Origin of the sequence: Methanosarcina baikalica (assembly GCF_031461075.1) — an archaeon.
Taxonomy (GTDB): domain Archaea; phylum Halobacteriota; class Methanosarcinia; order Methanosarcinales; family Methanosarcinaceae; genus Methanosarcina; species Methanosarcina baikalica.
The window spans coordinates 1-14,079 of the sequence record NZ_JAVKPK010000084.1; the positions used below are offsets into that span (position 1 = coordinate 1).

Below are 14,079 nucleotides of genomic sequence, written 5' to 3' on the forward strand. Positions count from 1 at the left end.
ACACTAGTACTTGCGATGTTTGTGCTTGTTATTGATACGACTATTATGAACGTCTCGATTTCGACCCTTATAGATGATTTCGATACGGATGTTACTACTGTCCAGGCTGCCATTACCCTCTATGCCCTCGTAATGGCATCATTGATGATCACCGGAGGAAAGATCGGAGATATTATTGGCAGAAAAAAGGCATTCAGAATAGGACTGATTATCTATGGTACTGGTTCTTTCCTGACTGCAATCAGTCCGAACATGGCTGTGCTGTTCGTGGGCTGGTCGATCCTTGAAGGGCTTGGGGCAACCCTTGTCATGCCTGCTATCCAGACTCTCGTGACCTCAAACTACAGCGGGAAGGACCGTGCCATTGCTTACGGCATAATAGGGGGAATCGTTGCAAGCGCAATTGCTTTAGGGCCCATTATAGGAGGCTGGCTGACAACTTCATACACCTGGCGACTTGCCTTTGGCGGGGAGGTGGTGATCGTGCTCATTGTCCTCTTATTAAGCCGGTACATTCTGGATGCGCCCCTTGAGACTGAAGAAAAACCCAAGCTGGATATAGTCGGCTCGATAATCTCTGCGCTGGGGATGGGGCTTATTGTTTTTGGGATATTACTGGCAGGGACCTACGGCTGGTGGAAGGCACGTCATCCCTTCTCAATAGGAGGGATTGAAATTTCCCAGTTCGGCCTTTCCCCTACCCCGGTGTTTATTTTAGCAGGAGGCATTATCCTGCTGTGCTTTGCACTTTGGGAACGTCACATCATTACTCTGGGGAAGATGCCACTCGTAAGGCTCGATGTGCTCAGGGATCGCGGGGTTGCTTCAGGCATTTTTGTCCAGATGATTCAGAACATTCTTATCGGAGGTTTCCTGTTCAGCATGGCTCTTTTCCTCCAGATCGCCCTGGGCCTCAACGCGATGCAGACAGGCTTTCTCTACCTCCTCCTCTCCATACCACTTTTAATTGCTTCACTTATAGCATCTCGATTATCTGCCCGTATAGCCCCAAAGCGTATCATCCAGGTTGGGCTACTCGTACTTATTCCAGGGCTTTTACTAGCTATTGCAACCATTAATGTGGAGGTCAGGGGTTTGCCCTGCTAACAGGTTTTGCCTTAATAGGTATGGGTGCAGGAGTTATAGCATCCCAGATAATGAATCTCATCCTCTCCCAGGTAGTTCCTGAAAGGACGAGCGAGACAGCTGCCCTTATGAGCACTTCCCAGAACCTTGGGCATGGCTATCGGGACTGCCCTGATGGGTTCAATCGTCATTGTGGGCCTGGTAGTAGGAGCCACTACCCTCATATGCCCGCTTTTTGAGCAATGAACAACTGATAGCTATCCTGAAAGATGCCCCTCCTGACCTTTCACAGGAAATCTTGAGGATCAATGAAATTGCTCGCATTCAGGGGATAAAAGCTTCCCTGTGGGGACTGGTGATTTTTGCGGTATTTGGCATAATCGCTTCAATTTTCCTGCCGCCTGAGATTCTGGTTCCTCCGCAAACCGAGAAGTAAAACAGCCTACAGCTTAAAAAAATTTGAAAATTTTTTGGGCTGGAAGAATTATTTCTGACTATATCTAAGGATGAAAATGCCTTTTCTTTCTTCATTCATTTTATTGAGGGTAAAAACCTGTTTATCCATTTTCGTGACAATTCTGTTTAAAAAACAGGACCTTTCTGCCAATCAAAGCTCTTGGGCTAATTTGTCATGGAATTATAATATTAAGGATGAAAAATTATATATCTATACTTTTTACAGTAGAGGTGATGAGATCTTCCTTGATCACAATTCTCCTGTCTTCCGAAAAGAGGACAGACCTGCTTCTCCTTCTCAAAAAGAAGCCTCAGACCATCGAAGAAATCAATGATGAACTTGATACGAATTCCGTTGCAATCTTGCCCCAGCTTAAGAAGTTAAAAGAAAACGGGCTTGTGGTTCAGGAGGATAGAGTATATGACCTTTCCCTTCTAGGGAAAATTATTGTCCGAAAAATGGAATCTCTTGTAAAAGCTTTCAGGTATCTTGAGAACAATTACGATTAGAAAACGAAAAGATACAGCCTACTCCTGAAACTGATAACTTTGAAAAACCAGTACTTTCCAAATTAAGAATTAACAGTGAAAGCGGGCTAGAGAAACAGCAGAAAGGTGTCGGTCAGCAAAAAAAGCTGGCTAGCAAAAATACCAGCTAACAAAGAAGTGCTGGCTTTATCCCTGCTTTTCAAGCACTTTTTCAGCTTTCTCCCTTACCTCTGCAAAAATATCTTTCCCTTTTGCGTCAATCCCTACAATAAGCGGCCCGAACTCTTCTACCCTGAGCACCCAGACTGCTTCAGGCATTCCAAGGTCAAGCCAGTGGACGGCTTTTACTTCCGTAATCAACTCTGCAGCAAGGGCTGCACATCCACCTGTGTAAGCCAGGTAAACGCATCTGTTTTTCAATGCATCTACTACGCCTTTCATTCCCCCTTTTCCGATAATTGCCCTAACTTCATGGGCTTTCAGGAGAGAAGGCGTCATTTTTGACATCCGGCCGCTGGTTGTGGGGCCTGCTGAAATCACTTTCCAGCCGTTTTCAGTCCGCTGCATAAGGGGACCGCAGTGGTAGATCACTCCTCCTTCAAGGAAGAAAGGAAGTTCTTCTCCTTTTTCCTCAAACTCGAGAATTCTGGCATGGGCTTCATCCCTGGCTGTCAGTACCTCCCCGGAGATATAGACTATGTCTCGGGCGTTAAGTTTCTCGATATCCTCAAGCTTCAGCGGGGTTTGCAGGTGATATTCCATTATTCTTCCCCCCTGAACACAACCGAAGCATGCCTGTTCGCCCAGCACTGGATATTTACTGCAACCGGAAGGGAAGCCGTGTGGCAGTAAGCCTTTTTCACGTGCACTGTAAGGGCGGTTGTGCTGCCTCCAAGTCCCATGCAGCCGATCCCGAGCGCATTTACAGCCTCAAGGATTTCTCTTTCCAATCCCTCCATAGGAATATCAAAAGGCTCAAGCAGGGCTTCCTTCGCAAGCCTGGCTGCCGCATCAAAAGAACCCCCGATTCCCACTCCTATTGTGAGGGGGGGACAGGGCATTCCGCCGGCATTTACTATTGTCTCGAGCACGAATTTTTTGATACTTCCGGTTTCTGTAGGATTAAGCATACGCAGAGAACTCATATTTTCCGAACCTGCACCTTTCGGGGCAGCGATGATTTTTAACTGATTTCCCTGAACGAGTTTCCAATGGATATCCGGAATTCCTGTTCCTGTATTATTTCCGCTGTTTTTACGAGTCAGGGGGTCTACGGCATTTGGGCGGAGAGGAATTTCAGCTGTTGCAAGAATCACTGCTTCTTTTATAGCAGCCTCCAGGTCAAAACCGGGCTGAAACTCTGTCCCGAGTTCGGCAAAAAAGATCATGATGCCCGTATCCTGGCACATTGGTACCCCATACTTTTTTGCAATTTCGATATTTTTCAGGATTGCCTGGAGCTGGGATTTTGCAACATGGCTCTCCTCTCCAGCCTCGGCTTTTCTGAGCAAATCCACAACATCATCCGGAAGCTCGATTTCCGCTTTCCTTAAAAGGTCTGCAATAGACCGGATAAAAGTTTCACGACTTATTTTCGAAGACAAAGGACCACCATTCTATGAGAGAAATGAATTCTATATTATAAAGGGCAGGCATGAATGCAGGATATATACAGCAAGTGCTTTACCAGCCAAAATTCTGGAACGCTTTTTTGTTTTTAATGTTTAAATATAGAGCACCCTGATATTCTGAACCTGTTTAACTTTCTGGCATCGAAGAAATTAGATAAGGGCTGGGATTTTGCATTTTTGCTTTTTTGGGGAGGCGCCGCCAGGCAAGCTGGCGGAGGTATACATTACAATCTGACTGAAAAACGATTTCCGGGGTTAAAATATATCACCTGACTATAGTTTCCATATTAATTGGTTTTTAGAAGTGTATTAATTGGTTTTTAGAAGTGTAATTAGTTAGTTTGCTATAGATAAGGATTTTAAGAGTTAATTTGAAACCATGTAATATAATTGTAGTTATATAATAACTATTTTATACTACACCGACGTTTATTTGTCCAAACGTACGTTTACGCGACATTCTTTGAATAACTGACTTCCAGCATGCAAAAACATATTATCACGAATACAGGTATTACGCCGGTGTCAGGAAGGAGACGGAATGTTCTATACGGCCTGTTACAGGATGGGAGATCAGTATCCGTCTCAGCCATAATGAAAACAGGCAAACTTCTTTTACATCAAAGTTGTCATTTTTTAGGGGGAATAAGCTGATGAAAACTGGACTGGTATTACTGATGATCATTTCGGCAGTGCTGATGTTTGCAACTGCGGGCTCTGCCCAGGAAAACACAACAGACAACACCACAGACAACACTACAGATAGCGCCGTAGCTATTTTAAAGGATACACAGAACAATACTGTGGGGTTTGCTACCTTTAACGAGGACGACTTTGGCCTGGTTCGCATACAGGTTCTCGTTAGCGGCCTGACACCTGGCCTACACGGCATACATATCCACGAGAGTGCAAATTGCACCGGGCCGTCATTCACTTCTGCCGGCGGGCATTACAACCCTCTGGGTAAAGAACATGGTTTCGTAAATCTCAAGGGACCGCATGCCGGTGATCTGCCCAACCTTGTAGTGGGCTATGACGGCACGGGAGATATGGACGTCATCACTAACCTTGTGACACTGTCACCCGGACCGACCACGCTATTTACAGCCAACGGCACTTCACTGTTAATCCATTCTGGCCCTGACGACCAGATCACAAATCCTGCCGGCAACAGTGGCGAGCGGATTGTCTGTGGGGTCATCGAGAAAAAATAATTTTTTCTTTAGTATGGCAAAAATTCCACAAAAACAACATCATAGACACACAAAAATTGATAATTTCCAGTAAAATGAAAAAAAGCTAAAAGGATTCGCATTTTACTGGAAAATACCTCATCAAAAGGCTTTGCTTGAATTCTATCTGCTTATACCTGACCCATTCTGCTTCAGGTTTCAGCCGATACTTTTTGAATTCTTGCCCCAAAGGCGGAATTCATTGTCTTAATTTTGTTTGAAAATTACCTTTTTCAGATCTATTTTTTCTTTTTTGGAGAGATGCAGCCAGGCAAGCTGGGGGAGGCACTTTGCACAATCTGACTGAAAAACGGTTTCCGGGGTCAAGAAATAGTATGATTGGTAAAGCTCAAATCCAGAATACCAACTTCAAAATGTAATCGTAACCGTTCCTAAAAATAAAAGAAAATCACGATATTGTGCAGCAGCTTCCCGCACAATCTATCTTCTTTCTGCTTGAAATGTAGTAGAAACTGTAGGCCAAAAAATTGAGAGCCTTTGTAACTGGTCGGTGAGCTGGAAAAGGATGGCCGTGAATAAGAATATTTATAATCTCATTAAGTGTATCCACCTGATTGAGGTTCGACAATTGGCTGCAAATGAAAACAGTGTCCTTATTGAGCGCATTCACATGGTCCACAAATCGCCCTGCAAGGTCGTTTTTGCAATAACCGGAGGAGGGGCAGAAATTATTGGGGAACTGCTCCGCCATGGCAGCGGCTCTGCAACTGTGCTGGATGCTGTTGTTCCTTACAGTACAAACGCAATGGACCGCTTCCTCGGAAGAAAACCAGAGAAGTACTGCTCGGAGAAAACTGCGAGACTGATGGCGATGGTAGCTTATCAGCGAGCTCTGTCTTTATCGAAAGGCAATGGGCCAGCAGACCACGAAGTTATCGGGATTGGAGCGACCTGCAAGCTTAAGGCTGCAAACGAGCGGGAAGGCAGAGGACACGAGATTCATGTCTCCCTACAGACAGCCTGTCAAACCGGAGTGAGCACGCTTGAACTTACTGCGGACAGGACAAGGGAAGAAGAAGAGAAGGTTGCTGCACTCCTTATTTTCAATGTACTGGCCCGCCACTGCGGCGTTCCTGAAATCGATTTCGGGAATATGGATGATGGAAGGAAAAAGGAAGAAGTTATTGAAAAATATAAATCAGTTTCGGAGCCTGTCGGGAATCTTCTGAGCCAGCAGAGATGCAGCCAGGACAGTCCTTATGAAACCCATGGTGTGGTAAGAATCGGTTTAAATGAGCCCAAAGCTCCCAGAGAATCCGGAAAGATCAGGCTTGTGTTCCCTGGCTCTTTTGACCCCTGCCACAGGAATCATATGTTTATGGCAAAGCAGGCATCGAAGAAACTTGACGAGCCTGTCTACTTTGAAATTTCTTTGACAAACGTCGACAAGCCGCCCATAGATTTCATCTCGCTGAGCCAGAGGCTTGACTCGTTAAAGGAATACAAAGATGAAGCTTTCATGGGCGGGGTTTGTCTGACCAGTGCGCCGCTTTTCCTGCAGAAAGCTGCCCTTTTCCCGAACAGCACTTTCATCGTTGGTGCCGATACCATCAACAGGATTTTTGACGCAAAATATTATAGTAGCACAGCAGACACACCCGCCATTTTAAAGCATTTTAAGGAAAAGAATGTGCGCTTCATGGTGTTTCACAGGAAATCCTGTGAACTTTACATAAAGCCTGATGTCCTTGAGTTTTGTGAGGTTATCCCTGTAGATGAATATGAAGATGATGGGACTTCTTCGACAGAAATAAGAAAGACATATGAGAATAAACAGGAAACGTTATCTTGAGAGTGCGGTTATCCATTTAGTAGTCTAAAATTTCATTTTGTGAATATTATGTGTTTTTATGGCAAAGGTTGATTTTTGTAAGACTGGTTAAATAAAAGAAACAGACCCTGCCTGAAACCTTCTCAGAATCCCTACTCTTTTTATCTTTTAAAAATCAAATTTCTTGGTTTTTGAATTTAGCGAGTAATTTTTTTGACAACATATTTATATTTTTAAAACTTTATTATAAATATTTAGAAAAATATAAATATTATTAATAGGAAACGACTTACCGTCTTCCGATAAGACGACGGGCAATTCGCAGTTATCTTGAGATACAGAGAAGGACAGAAAAAAATGGCAGATACTGAAGCGTTACTTAACGAGGTTGCCAATGCGGTAATCTCCTGTAAAAAGGATAAAGTGCTCGAGGCGGTAGAAAAAGCGAAAGCAGAGCTTCCGCCGGAAGAGATCATAGAGAAAGGGCTATCTGCTGGCATGAACCAGGTAGGGGTTTTGTTTGAAAGAGGGAAACTCTTCCTGCCTCATGTTATGATGGCTGCAGATGCAATGAGTGCAGGCGTGAAACTGCTTGAGGAAAGCATGCCTGAAGGCAGCCAGGAAAAGAAGCTTGGCGTTATTGTAAATGGCACTGTTGAAGGCGACGTCCATGATATTGGCAAGTCAATCGTTTCAACCATGCTCCAGTCTGCAGGTTTTGAAGTTTACGACCTTGGCAGGGATGTCCCTGTCCGGAATTTTATAGAGAAGGCAAAAGAAGTCAATGCCGGCATGATTGGAATTTCTGCTCTTATGACCACAACTCTTCAGGGGCAGAGAGAAGTCATTGACCTGCTCAAGGAAGAGGGCATGAGGAGCAAAATAAAGGTCATGGTAGGAGGCGCTCCTGCAACTCAGGCCTGGGCCGAGAAAATAGGCGCAGACTGCTATGCCGAAAACGCAAGTGAAGCTGTTGCAAAGGCAAAGGAACTGCTGCTCTGAACCCCCATAATCGGTCTAAAACCCTAAATAGCTATTCTGAACCCAATAATCACTTGATGAATCTAACAATCACCCGATGGATCAACCCCAACAATCAGTGAATTATATAGAGAGGCTAAAAAATGACAACTGAATACGTTCTGAGGATGGGCGATGGCAAAAGAATCTACCTCACGAAAGAAAAAATCCTCAGTGAAATCGAAGACGGCTCTGCAAATGCTGCCGACCTTGGCGAGATCCCTGATCTTAGTGCTGATGAGATCGACAAGCTTGCAGAAATTCTTATGATGCCCGGAAAGTCTGTCAGTGTCGAGCAGGGCATGGAAGTGCCTGTAACGCATGACATTGGCACAATCCGGCTTGACGGAGATCAGGGCAACAGTGGAGTAGGGATTCCTTCCAGCCGTTTAGTGGGCTGCATGACGCATGAGAGAGCTTTTGGTGCCGATACTATGGAGCTCGGGCATATCGACTACAGTTTCAAACCCGTAAAACCTGTGGTTTCAAACGAGTGTCAGGCAATGGAAGTCTGCCAGCAGAACATGATAATTCCTCTTTTCTACGGCGCAATGCCAAATATGGGACTTTATTACACCCCTGACGGGCCTTTCGAAAATCCAGGGGATCTTATGAAACTGTTCAAGATCGATAAGGCAAGGGGATCCATGGAACATGCGGCAGAACACCTTACAAGGGATATGGTATGGGTTATGCAGAAACTCCTTGCCTCAGGAGCTGACGGGGTTAACTTTGACACAACTGCTGCAGCCGGAGATGCCGATATGTATGGAACTCTCAGGTCTGTGGAAATTCTCAGGACTCAGTTTCCGGACATGTACATTGAAGTGGGCATGGCAGGAGAGATGGTGCTCGGAATGCACGGAGAACTGGAGTACGATGAAGTACGGCTTGCGGGTCTATGGCCGCATGAACAGGCCCTTCTGGTTGCAAAAGCTGGAGCAAACGTCTTTGGGCCTGTGTGCAACACCAATACCAGCAAGACTTCAGCCTGGAACCTTGCAAGAGCTGTGACTTTCATCAAGGCGGCAGTTGAAGCTTCTCCAATTCCCTGCCATGTAAACATGGGCATGGGGGTTGGCGGAATCCCTATGCTTGAGACCCCTCCGATTGATGCCGTTACCAGGGCAAGCAAAGCAATGGTTGAAATTGCAGGCGTAGATGGCATATAGATCGGGGTCGGCGACCCTCTGGGTATGCCGATTTCCCACATAATGGCTTCCGGAATGACAGGAATAAGGGCTGCAGGTGACCTTGTAGCGCGGATGGAATTCTCAAAGAATATGAGGATAAAAGACGCAAAAGAATACGTGGCAAAGAAATTCGGAGTGGACAACATGGACCTGTCAGACGAACATGTCATGCGCGAATTGCGTGAGGAACTCGATATAGGGGTTATCACTTCAGTCCCCGGGGCTGCCAAGGGTATTGCTGCGAAAATGAATATTGAGAAGCTGCTCGGTGTCAGGATCAATTCCTGCGAACTCTTCAGAGAGCAGTTTGCCTGAAAAAAGAGTCTGGATAAAAAGGTGATTTTATGGAAAAAAATAACCCTGTTTCTGATTCTCAAATCGATTGGCAATATGCAGAAGAGTGCAGCAGGGGAAGCTGCGACTTAAAAGGACTTGAAAGGAGCATTGACTGGAAACAGGGGCTGGCAATTGCCCTGGGTGTTCCTTTACTGATCCTACCCTCAATAGGTTACTTCACAGGCTATGTTTGGGCTTTTTCAATAATTGTATGGGGCCTGACCATCTTCCTTGGCTTTTTCCAGAATATTGCATTCGGAGAGCTTTCAACTGTTTTTCCAAAGGCTTCGGGTCTGCCAGGCTATACCCAAACGGTCTTTGGCTCGAACTCCAATAAATACAATAAAGGAAAGTTTAAATTTGGAAAATTCATCGGCGGTTTTAGTGCTTGGAGTTACTGGTTCGGCTGGAGCCCTGTGCTTGCAATCTATGCGATCCTTATCGGAAGTTATATCAAAGGCCTTGTCCCCTCTTTTGCTGCTTTTCCCGATACCCTGCTTTCCTTGCTTGTCGGAGCCGTGATTTTCGGGTCTCTTGCAGTTATAAACTCAAAAGGACTAAAGAACGGAGCAAGAGCCGGATATATTCTGGCTGTGATGTCGCTTATCCCACTCATAGTTATTACCATTGCACCTTTCCTCACGGGGGATTTCCACCTGGCCAATATTACAGGCTCCTAGTTCCCTGAGGACTGGGTTTGGGATCTGAAACATATCTTAATCCTCTTAGGGATTTTCGCAATGGCGGAATGGAGTGCATGTGCGTGGGAGACTGCAGCAATTTACGGGCCCGAATATAAAAACCCCAATACCGATACTCCAAAAGCCCTGCTGGTTTGCGGAGGAATCTGCCTTGTACTCTATGTACTTGTCCAGACGTCTGTAATCGGTACCCTTGGGGTTGAAGGTGTGCTTTCCGAACCTATATCCCCTATGCTCCCAATTGCCAATCTTACGCTGGGCACGCTTGGGGCTTCAATTGCAATCATTATGCTTGTCGGGGCAATGCTCCTGATTATCCAGACTGCCTTTCTTTCATCTGCAAGGTCGATATATTCGATGTCAGTTGAAGGCAACCTGCCTGCATTCTTGAGCAAACTTAACTCTCACGGGCATCCGATGAACGCAATGATTGCAGATGCCATGTTCAACATGTGCCTGATCCTTCTAGGGACCCCGACTGCAATTCTTGCAGCTTCCGCAATCGGATACATCTGTGCAAACGGAATCAGCCTTTATACCTATGTTAAGGTGAGAAAAGACCCTGAATTCTCAAAATTGGAAAGACCTTTCAAAGCTCCACGCGGCTGGAAAAATATAGCAATGGTAACTGCAATTTTGAATATTCCTTTCTTCCTGGCGGGTATCATTTACCTTAACAGCCTTGAACTTGGCTGGGCTACGACCGGAGTTGGCTTTTTTGCACTCTGTCTTTACATCCCGCTCTGGTTCTATTCTCAGAGAGAGGCAAAAAAAGCAACAGAAGCAAAAGAAAGAAAAATTGCAGAAAAAGAAGCGGTTTTAGCTGAAGTTTCAGCATGAAAAATTGAAATTTCAGCATGATAATGCCCGAAATAGTTCCCGGAATAGTTCCCGGAATATTCCACAAGTTTCCGGAATTATTCAGTCCCGAAAATCAATCCAACATCAGTCTCAAATCGGCCAGGAGCATTCCTGCTCCGGTTTTTCTTTTATCACATTTTTAAGTTATTCCAGCATCCACTTCCACACCGATTTAACTGTAATCGTTTTCTTCCCATCTTTGCCTTCAATCCTCAGGACTTCTTCGTCATCCATAGTTAGAATAAGCCCCTCTTCAAGCCCGTATTCATCCAGAGCTTCCATAAGCCCGAGAATTTCCCTTTCCCTGGCTGCCGGGCTTCCAAAGTAAACTGATACCTGAATTGCAGTGGAGATTTTCTGGCTTTCTTTTTCCTTAATAAGGAAATCACATTCTTTTCTGTTCCGGAAATAGAATACCTGTTTTTCACGCCTGAGCAACTCCAAAAATACGAGGTTCTCAAACCTCAGCCCAAGGCTGTCCGGGTAATTGGGATATACCGCTTTAAAGAAACCCGTATCTCCTGCGTAAACTTTACAGGAAATCTCTTTACCCCTTCCGTTTTCCTGGAGATTATCGAGTTTCGGGACTCTATACAGCAAAAAAATGTCTTCCAGATAGTCCAGATAGCTACTTAGAATCTCTTCATCCTCGATCCCGCTAATTCTTTTCAAAGTATCGAAAGAATATTCCGAAGCCATGTTCGAAATCAGGAATATGGCAAGCTCTTTTAGCCCTCCGCTATTCCGAATATCATAACCGGCTTCAACTCCTTTTTGCAGGCTTTCTTCAAAATATTTATTAAAAAGCCTGATGTCACCGTTTTTGATTACATCCGGAAAGCCGCCGTTTTCAAAATACTGCAGAAACATGCATAATATTTCATCGCTCAGGGAAGGGGGAATAAAGTTCGGCTCTGGTATTCTGGCACCTTTCATAAGCAGGTATTCTTTGAAAGAGAATGGGAAAAGATTTAAAATTTGACTTCTGCCTGCAAACCCGGATGAAAATTCATGCCTCAAGTTTGATTTAGATGAGGTTATAAAAATTCCTGCCCCTTGCCTGTGAAGTCTGTCAACCCAGCTCTCCCAGCCCCGGATACTATGGATCTCATCAAGAAAATAGTAAACTTGCCCTGCTTCGTTTCTTTCAGATTCTTTTCTACAAATTTCGGCTGCAATTTCCTCAATGATCTGAAAACTTTCGGACCCAAGATCCTGTATCCGGCTGTCTTCAAAATCAATATACATTTTTAACCCCTGGAGATTACTGGCAACCTGCCTCAGGAGAGAAGTTTTTCCTGTATGGCGGGGGCCACAGATAAACTTAATTTCACTGCCTTCCAAAAAGTGGGAGAAGGAAATGTTACGTGGGGTTAAATCTGAGGAATTTTGAAAAAAACTTTGGTTACTGAGTATCAGGGGGAGAAGTTCCAGTTTTTGCATATGATCAGAACAATTTGTGAAGTGAAACTATATAGTTATTCTGGCACGAATAATTCCTCTTAAGCGATTATAACTATGGAGCATAAAGCAGAATAATTAACAAAGACAGAAAAAAGTTTTAGAAGATTATAAGTTTATATTTTTCGATGGTGGAAAGGAGTTTGTTATAAGCTTCTGCATAAATCAAGTGCCAAGGAAATTTGGCTGAAATAAATCCACAGAAACCTATAAATAAAGGAGTTAATATGAACTCTGGACATAAGTAAGACCCTCTGAGAAATAACTTCGGCCGTTTTTATACTGTACTCCATGATTTTCATCATCGAGCTCATTTATTTAATTCCAAAATGATTCTATGTTGCCCAGGTTATTTCGTAATGGATCCTGAAGATTTGGGTATAAATAAGGATTGATTATTCTTCCGGGCGCATTATCAAAATTTCATTCTAATCAGGGCAATTTGGGACAGGTATATTGTGGATTGGAAAAGGCGAAAAATAATGGGAATCTGTCATCTGTCCCGAATTAAGACAGTGCTCCTTTTATATCCTTCATAAGCTCTGTCTGGATGCTTTCAGCATTGGTAGGAGAGTTTTGTGTATCGGAAAAAAGGAGCAAAGTTTACTCCTATACTGCAAAAACAGCTATGAGGCTTGTTAGAGAAAAGAACAGGAAGGAGAAGTCTACTCCCTCAACCTGGAAAAATTAACTTTTTCCTGAAGCTTCTTTGCCCTCTTTATCAATAATTATCTTTAATAAAGCAGCCGCTATATCTAAAGAGGTATATTCCTCCTGAGTAAGTTTTTCAACTAAATTACTATATTCTCCCAGATGCCCTGCATCAACAACATCTATTACATTCTCTAAAATTATGTTTGTTCTGATTTCTTCAACGTCACTAATCGAAGGTATTTTTTGAGCTATAATTTTAGTCTTTGTGAACTGCTGGATCTGCCTTATTCGATATACTTCTTTGCCTATCACAAAGCTGAACGCACGCCCTGCTTTTCCTGCCCTGGCCGTTCTTCCGATTCTATGCACGTAATACTCATCATCCGTAGGTATGTCGTAATTAAAAACAGCTTCCAGATCCCCTACATCAATTCCCCTGGCTGCCACGTCAGTTGCTACCAGGACCTCGATATCTTTTCTCCGGAACTTGGACATCACAATGTCTCTTTGCTTCTGCTGCATGTCTCCATGCAGGCCATCAGCCAGGTATCCTCTTATCTTGAGATCCTCGACCAGCTCGTCCACACGTTTTTTTGTATTGCAAAACACCAGCGAGAGTTTCAAATCATAATAGTCGATTAAACGAGCAAGAGCCTCGGTTTTTGCTTGCTGCTTGACCTCAAAATAAAACTGCTCGACATTTGGGACGGTTACTTCTTTATGTACCAGTTTTATGAATTGAGGGTTGTTTTGATATCTCTTCGTCAAATCCAGGATTGCTTTAGGCATCGTTGCAGAGAAGAAAATAGTCTGTCTTTGCTGCGGAATCTTCTTCATAATAGTCTCTATGTTTTCTCTAAATCCCATATCCAGCATTTCATCCGCTTCATCCAGTATGATTATTTTCACGCCCTCCATTTTCAAAGTGCGGCGGTCCAGATGATCCATAAAGCGCCTAGGTGTGCCTGTAATAATCTGTACGCCTTTCTTTAACGCTTTAATCTGGCGATCTATAGGTTGCCCACCGTAAATGGGTAAGATCTCAATACCCGTTTTATATTTTGAAATCTTTTTGAGTTCTCCTGCCACCTGAATAGCCAGCTCTCTTGTAGGACATAAAATCACAGCCTGCAACACCTTACTTTTAGGGTCTATCCTACATTCGGT

11 protein-coding genes and 2 pseudogenes are annotated in these 14,079 nt (G+C 44.1%); 8 read left to right on the plus strand and 5 right to left on the minus strand.

Annotated features, from left to right (window positions below; all coding sequences use genetic code 11):
• Positions 1–1,107: MFS transporter (locus RG963_RS14785; protein ID WP_310577054.1), on the plus strand; the 1,107-nt coding region annotated here is incomplete at its 5' end.
• Positions 1,108–1,118: 11 nt separating this feature from the next.
• Here RG963_RS14785 and RG963_RS14790 read toward each other — a convergent pair.
• The gene (locus tag RG963_RS14790) at positions 1,119–1,310 is read right to left on the minus strand and encodes a hypothetical protein (RefSeq protein WP_310577055.1); all 192 of its coding nucleotides are present in this window, start codon (positions 1,308–1,310) and stop codon (positions 1,119–1,121) included.
• Between the two features lie 11 nt (positions 1,311–1,321).
• Here RG963_RS14790 and RG963_RS14795 point away from each other — a divergent pair, with 11 nt between their 5' ends.
• Positions 1,322–1,522 carry a hypothetical protein gene (locus RG963_RS14795; RefSeq protein WP_310577056.1) on the plus strand — a complete coding sequence of 67 codons (201 nt, stop codon included), beginning with the start codon at positions 1,322–1,324 and terminating at the stop codon, positions 1,520–1,522.
• Between the two features lie 254 nt (positions 1,523–1,776).
• A complete protein-coding gene (locus RG963_RS14800; RefSeq protein ID WP_310577057.1) occupies positions 1,777–2,052 on the plus strand; it encodes an ArsR family transcriptional regulator in 276 nt (91 codons plus the stop codon).
• Between the two features lie 165 nt (positions 2,053–2,217).
• On the opposite strand, the gene RG963_RS14805 is transcribed toward RG963_RS14800, so the two are convergent.
• Complete coding sequence (locus tag RG963_RS14805) at positions 2,218–2,793, minus strand: FumA C-terminus/TtdB family hydratase beta subunit (protein ID WP_310577058.1); 576 nt, start codon at positions 2,791–2,793, stop codon at positions 2,218–2,220.
• A complete protein-coding gene (locus RG963_RS14810) occupies positions 2,793–3,635 on the minus strand; it encodes a fumarate hydratase (protein WP_310577059.1) in 843 nt (280 codons plus the stop codon). The genes RG963_RS14805 and RG963_RS14810 overlap by 1 nt, the downstream gene beginning before the upstream one ends.
• A gap of 680 nt (positions 3,636–4,315) precedes the next feature.
• Between RG963_RS14810 and RG963_RS14815 the strand changes: the two genes are divergently transcribed.
• From RG963_RS14815 to RG963_RS14835, 5 genes and pseudogenes are all read left to right on the plus strand, one after another.
• Positions 4,316–4,876, plus strand: coding sequence for a superoxide dismutase family protein (locus tag RG963_RS14815; RefSeq protein WP_310577060.1), 561 nt, complete (start codon positions 4,316–4,318; stop codon positions 4,874–4,876).
• 607 nt (positions 4,877–5,483) lie between these two features.
• Positions 5,484–6,707 (plus strand): nucleotidyl transferase family protein, encoded by a 1,224-nt coding sequence (locus tag RG963_RS14820; protein ID WP_310577061.1) that lies wholly within the window; start codon positions 5,484–5,486, stop codon positions 6,705–6,707.
• 336 nt (positions 6,708–7,043) lie between these two features.
• Positions 7,044–7,688: a dimethylamine corrinoid protein MtbC gene (gene mtbC, locus RG963_RS14825; RefSeq protein ID WP_310577062.1), complete on the plus strand. Its 645-nt coding sequence runs from the start codon at positions 7,044–7,046 to the stop codon at positions 7,686–7,688.
• Between the two features lie 122 nt (positions 7,689–7,810).
• A pseudogene (mtbB, locus tag RG963_RS14830) lies at positions 7,811–9,214 on the plus strand ([dimethylamine--corrinoid protein] Co-methyltransferase).
• A 29-nt stretch (positions 9,215–9,243) separates the two neighbouring features.
• A pseudogene (locus RG963_RS14835) lies at positions 9,244–10,776 on the plus strand (APC family permease).
• Between the two features lie 165 nt (positions 10,777–10,941).
• Here RG963_RS14835 and RG963_RS14840 read toward each other — a convergent pair.
• Together RG963_RS14840 and RG963_RS14845 are read right to left on the minus strand one after the other, a co-directional pair.
• Entirely contained in the window at positions 10,942–12,240 is a 1,299-nt protein-coding gene (locus RG963_RS14840) for an ATP-binding protein (RefSeq protein WP_310577063.1), read from the minus strand.
• A gap of 705 nt (positions 12,241–12,945) precedes the next feature.
• A partial coding sequence (locus RG963_RS14845; protein WP_310577064.1) for a DEAD/DEAH box helicase occupies positions 12,946–14,079 on the minus strand: 1,134 nt, incomplete at its 5' end.

Coding starts and splice junctions, on each gene's coding strand:
- RG963_RS14815 (WP_310577060.1), top strand. CDS start 4,316: ATGAAAACTGGACTGGTATTACTGATGATCATTTCGGCAGTGCTGATG.
- RG963_RS14805 (WP_310577058.1), bottom strand. CDS start 2,793: ATGGAATATCACCTGCAAACCCCGCTGAAGCTTGAGGATATCGAGAAA.
- RG963_RS14840 (WP_310577063.1), bottom strand. CDS start 12,240: ATGCAAAAACTGGAACTTCTCCCCCTGATACTCAGTAACCAAAGTTTT.
- mtbC (WP_310577062.1), top strand. CDS start 7,044: ATGGCAGATACTGAAGCGTTACTTAACGAGGTTGCCAATGCGGTAATC.
- RG963_RS14790 (WP_310577055.1), bottom strand. CDS start 1,310: ATGAGGGTAGTGGCTCCTACTACCAGGCCCACAATGACGATTGAACCC.
- RG963_RS14800 (WP_310577057.1), top strand. CDS start 1,777: ATGAGATCTTCCTTGATCACAATTCTCCTGTCTTCCGAAAAGAGGACA.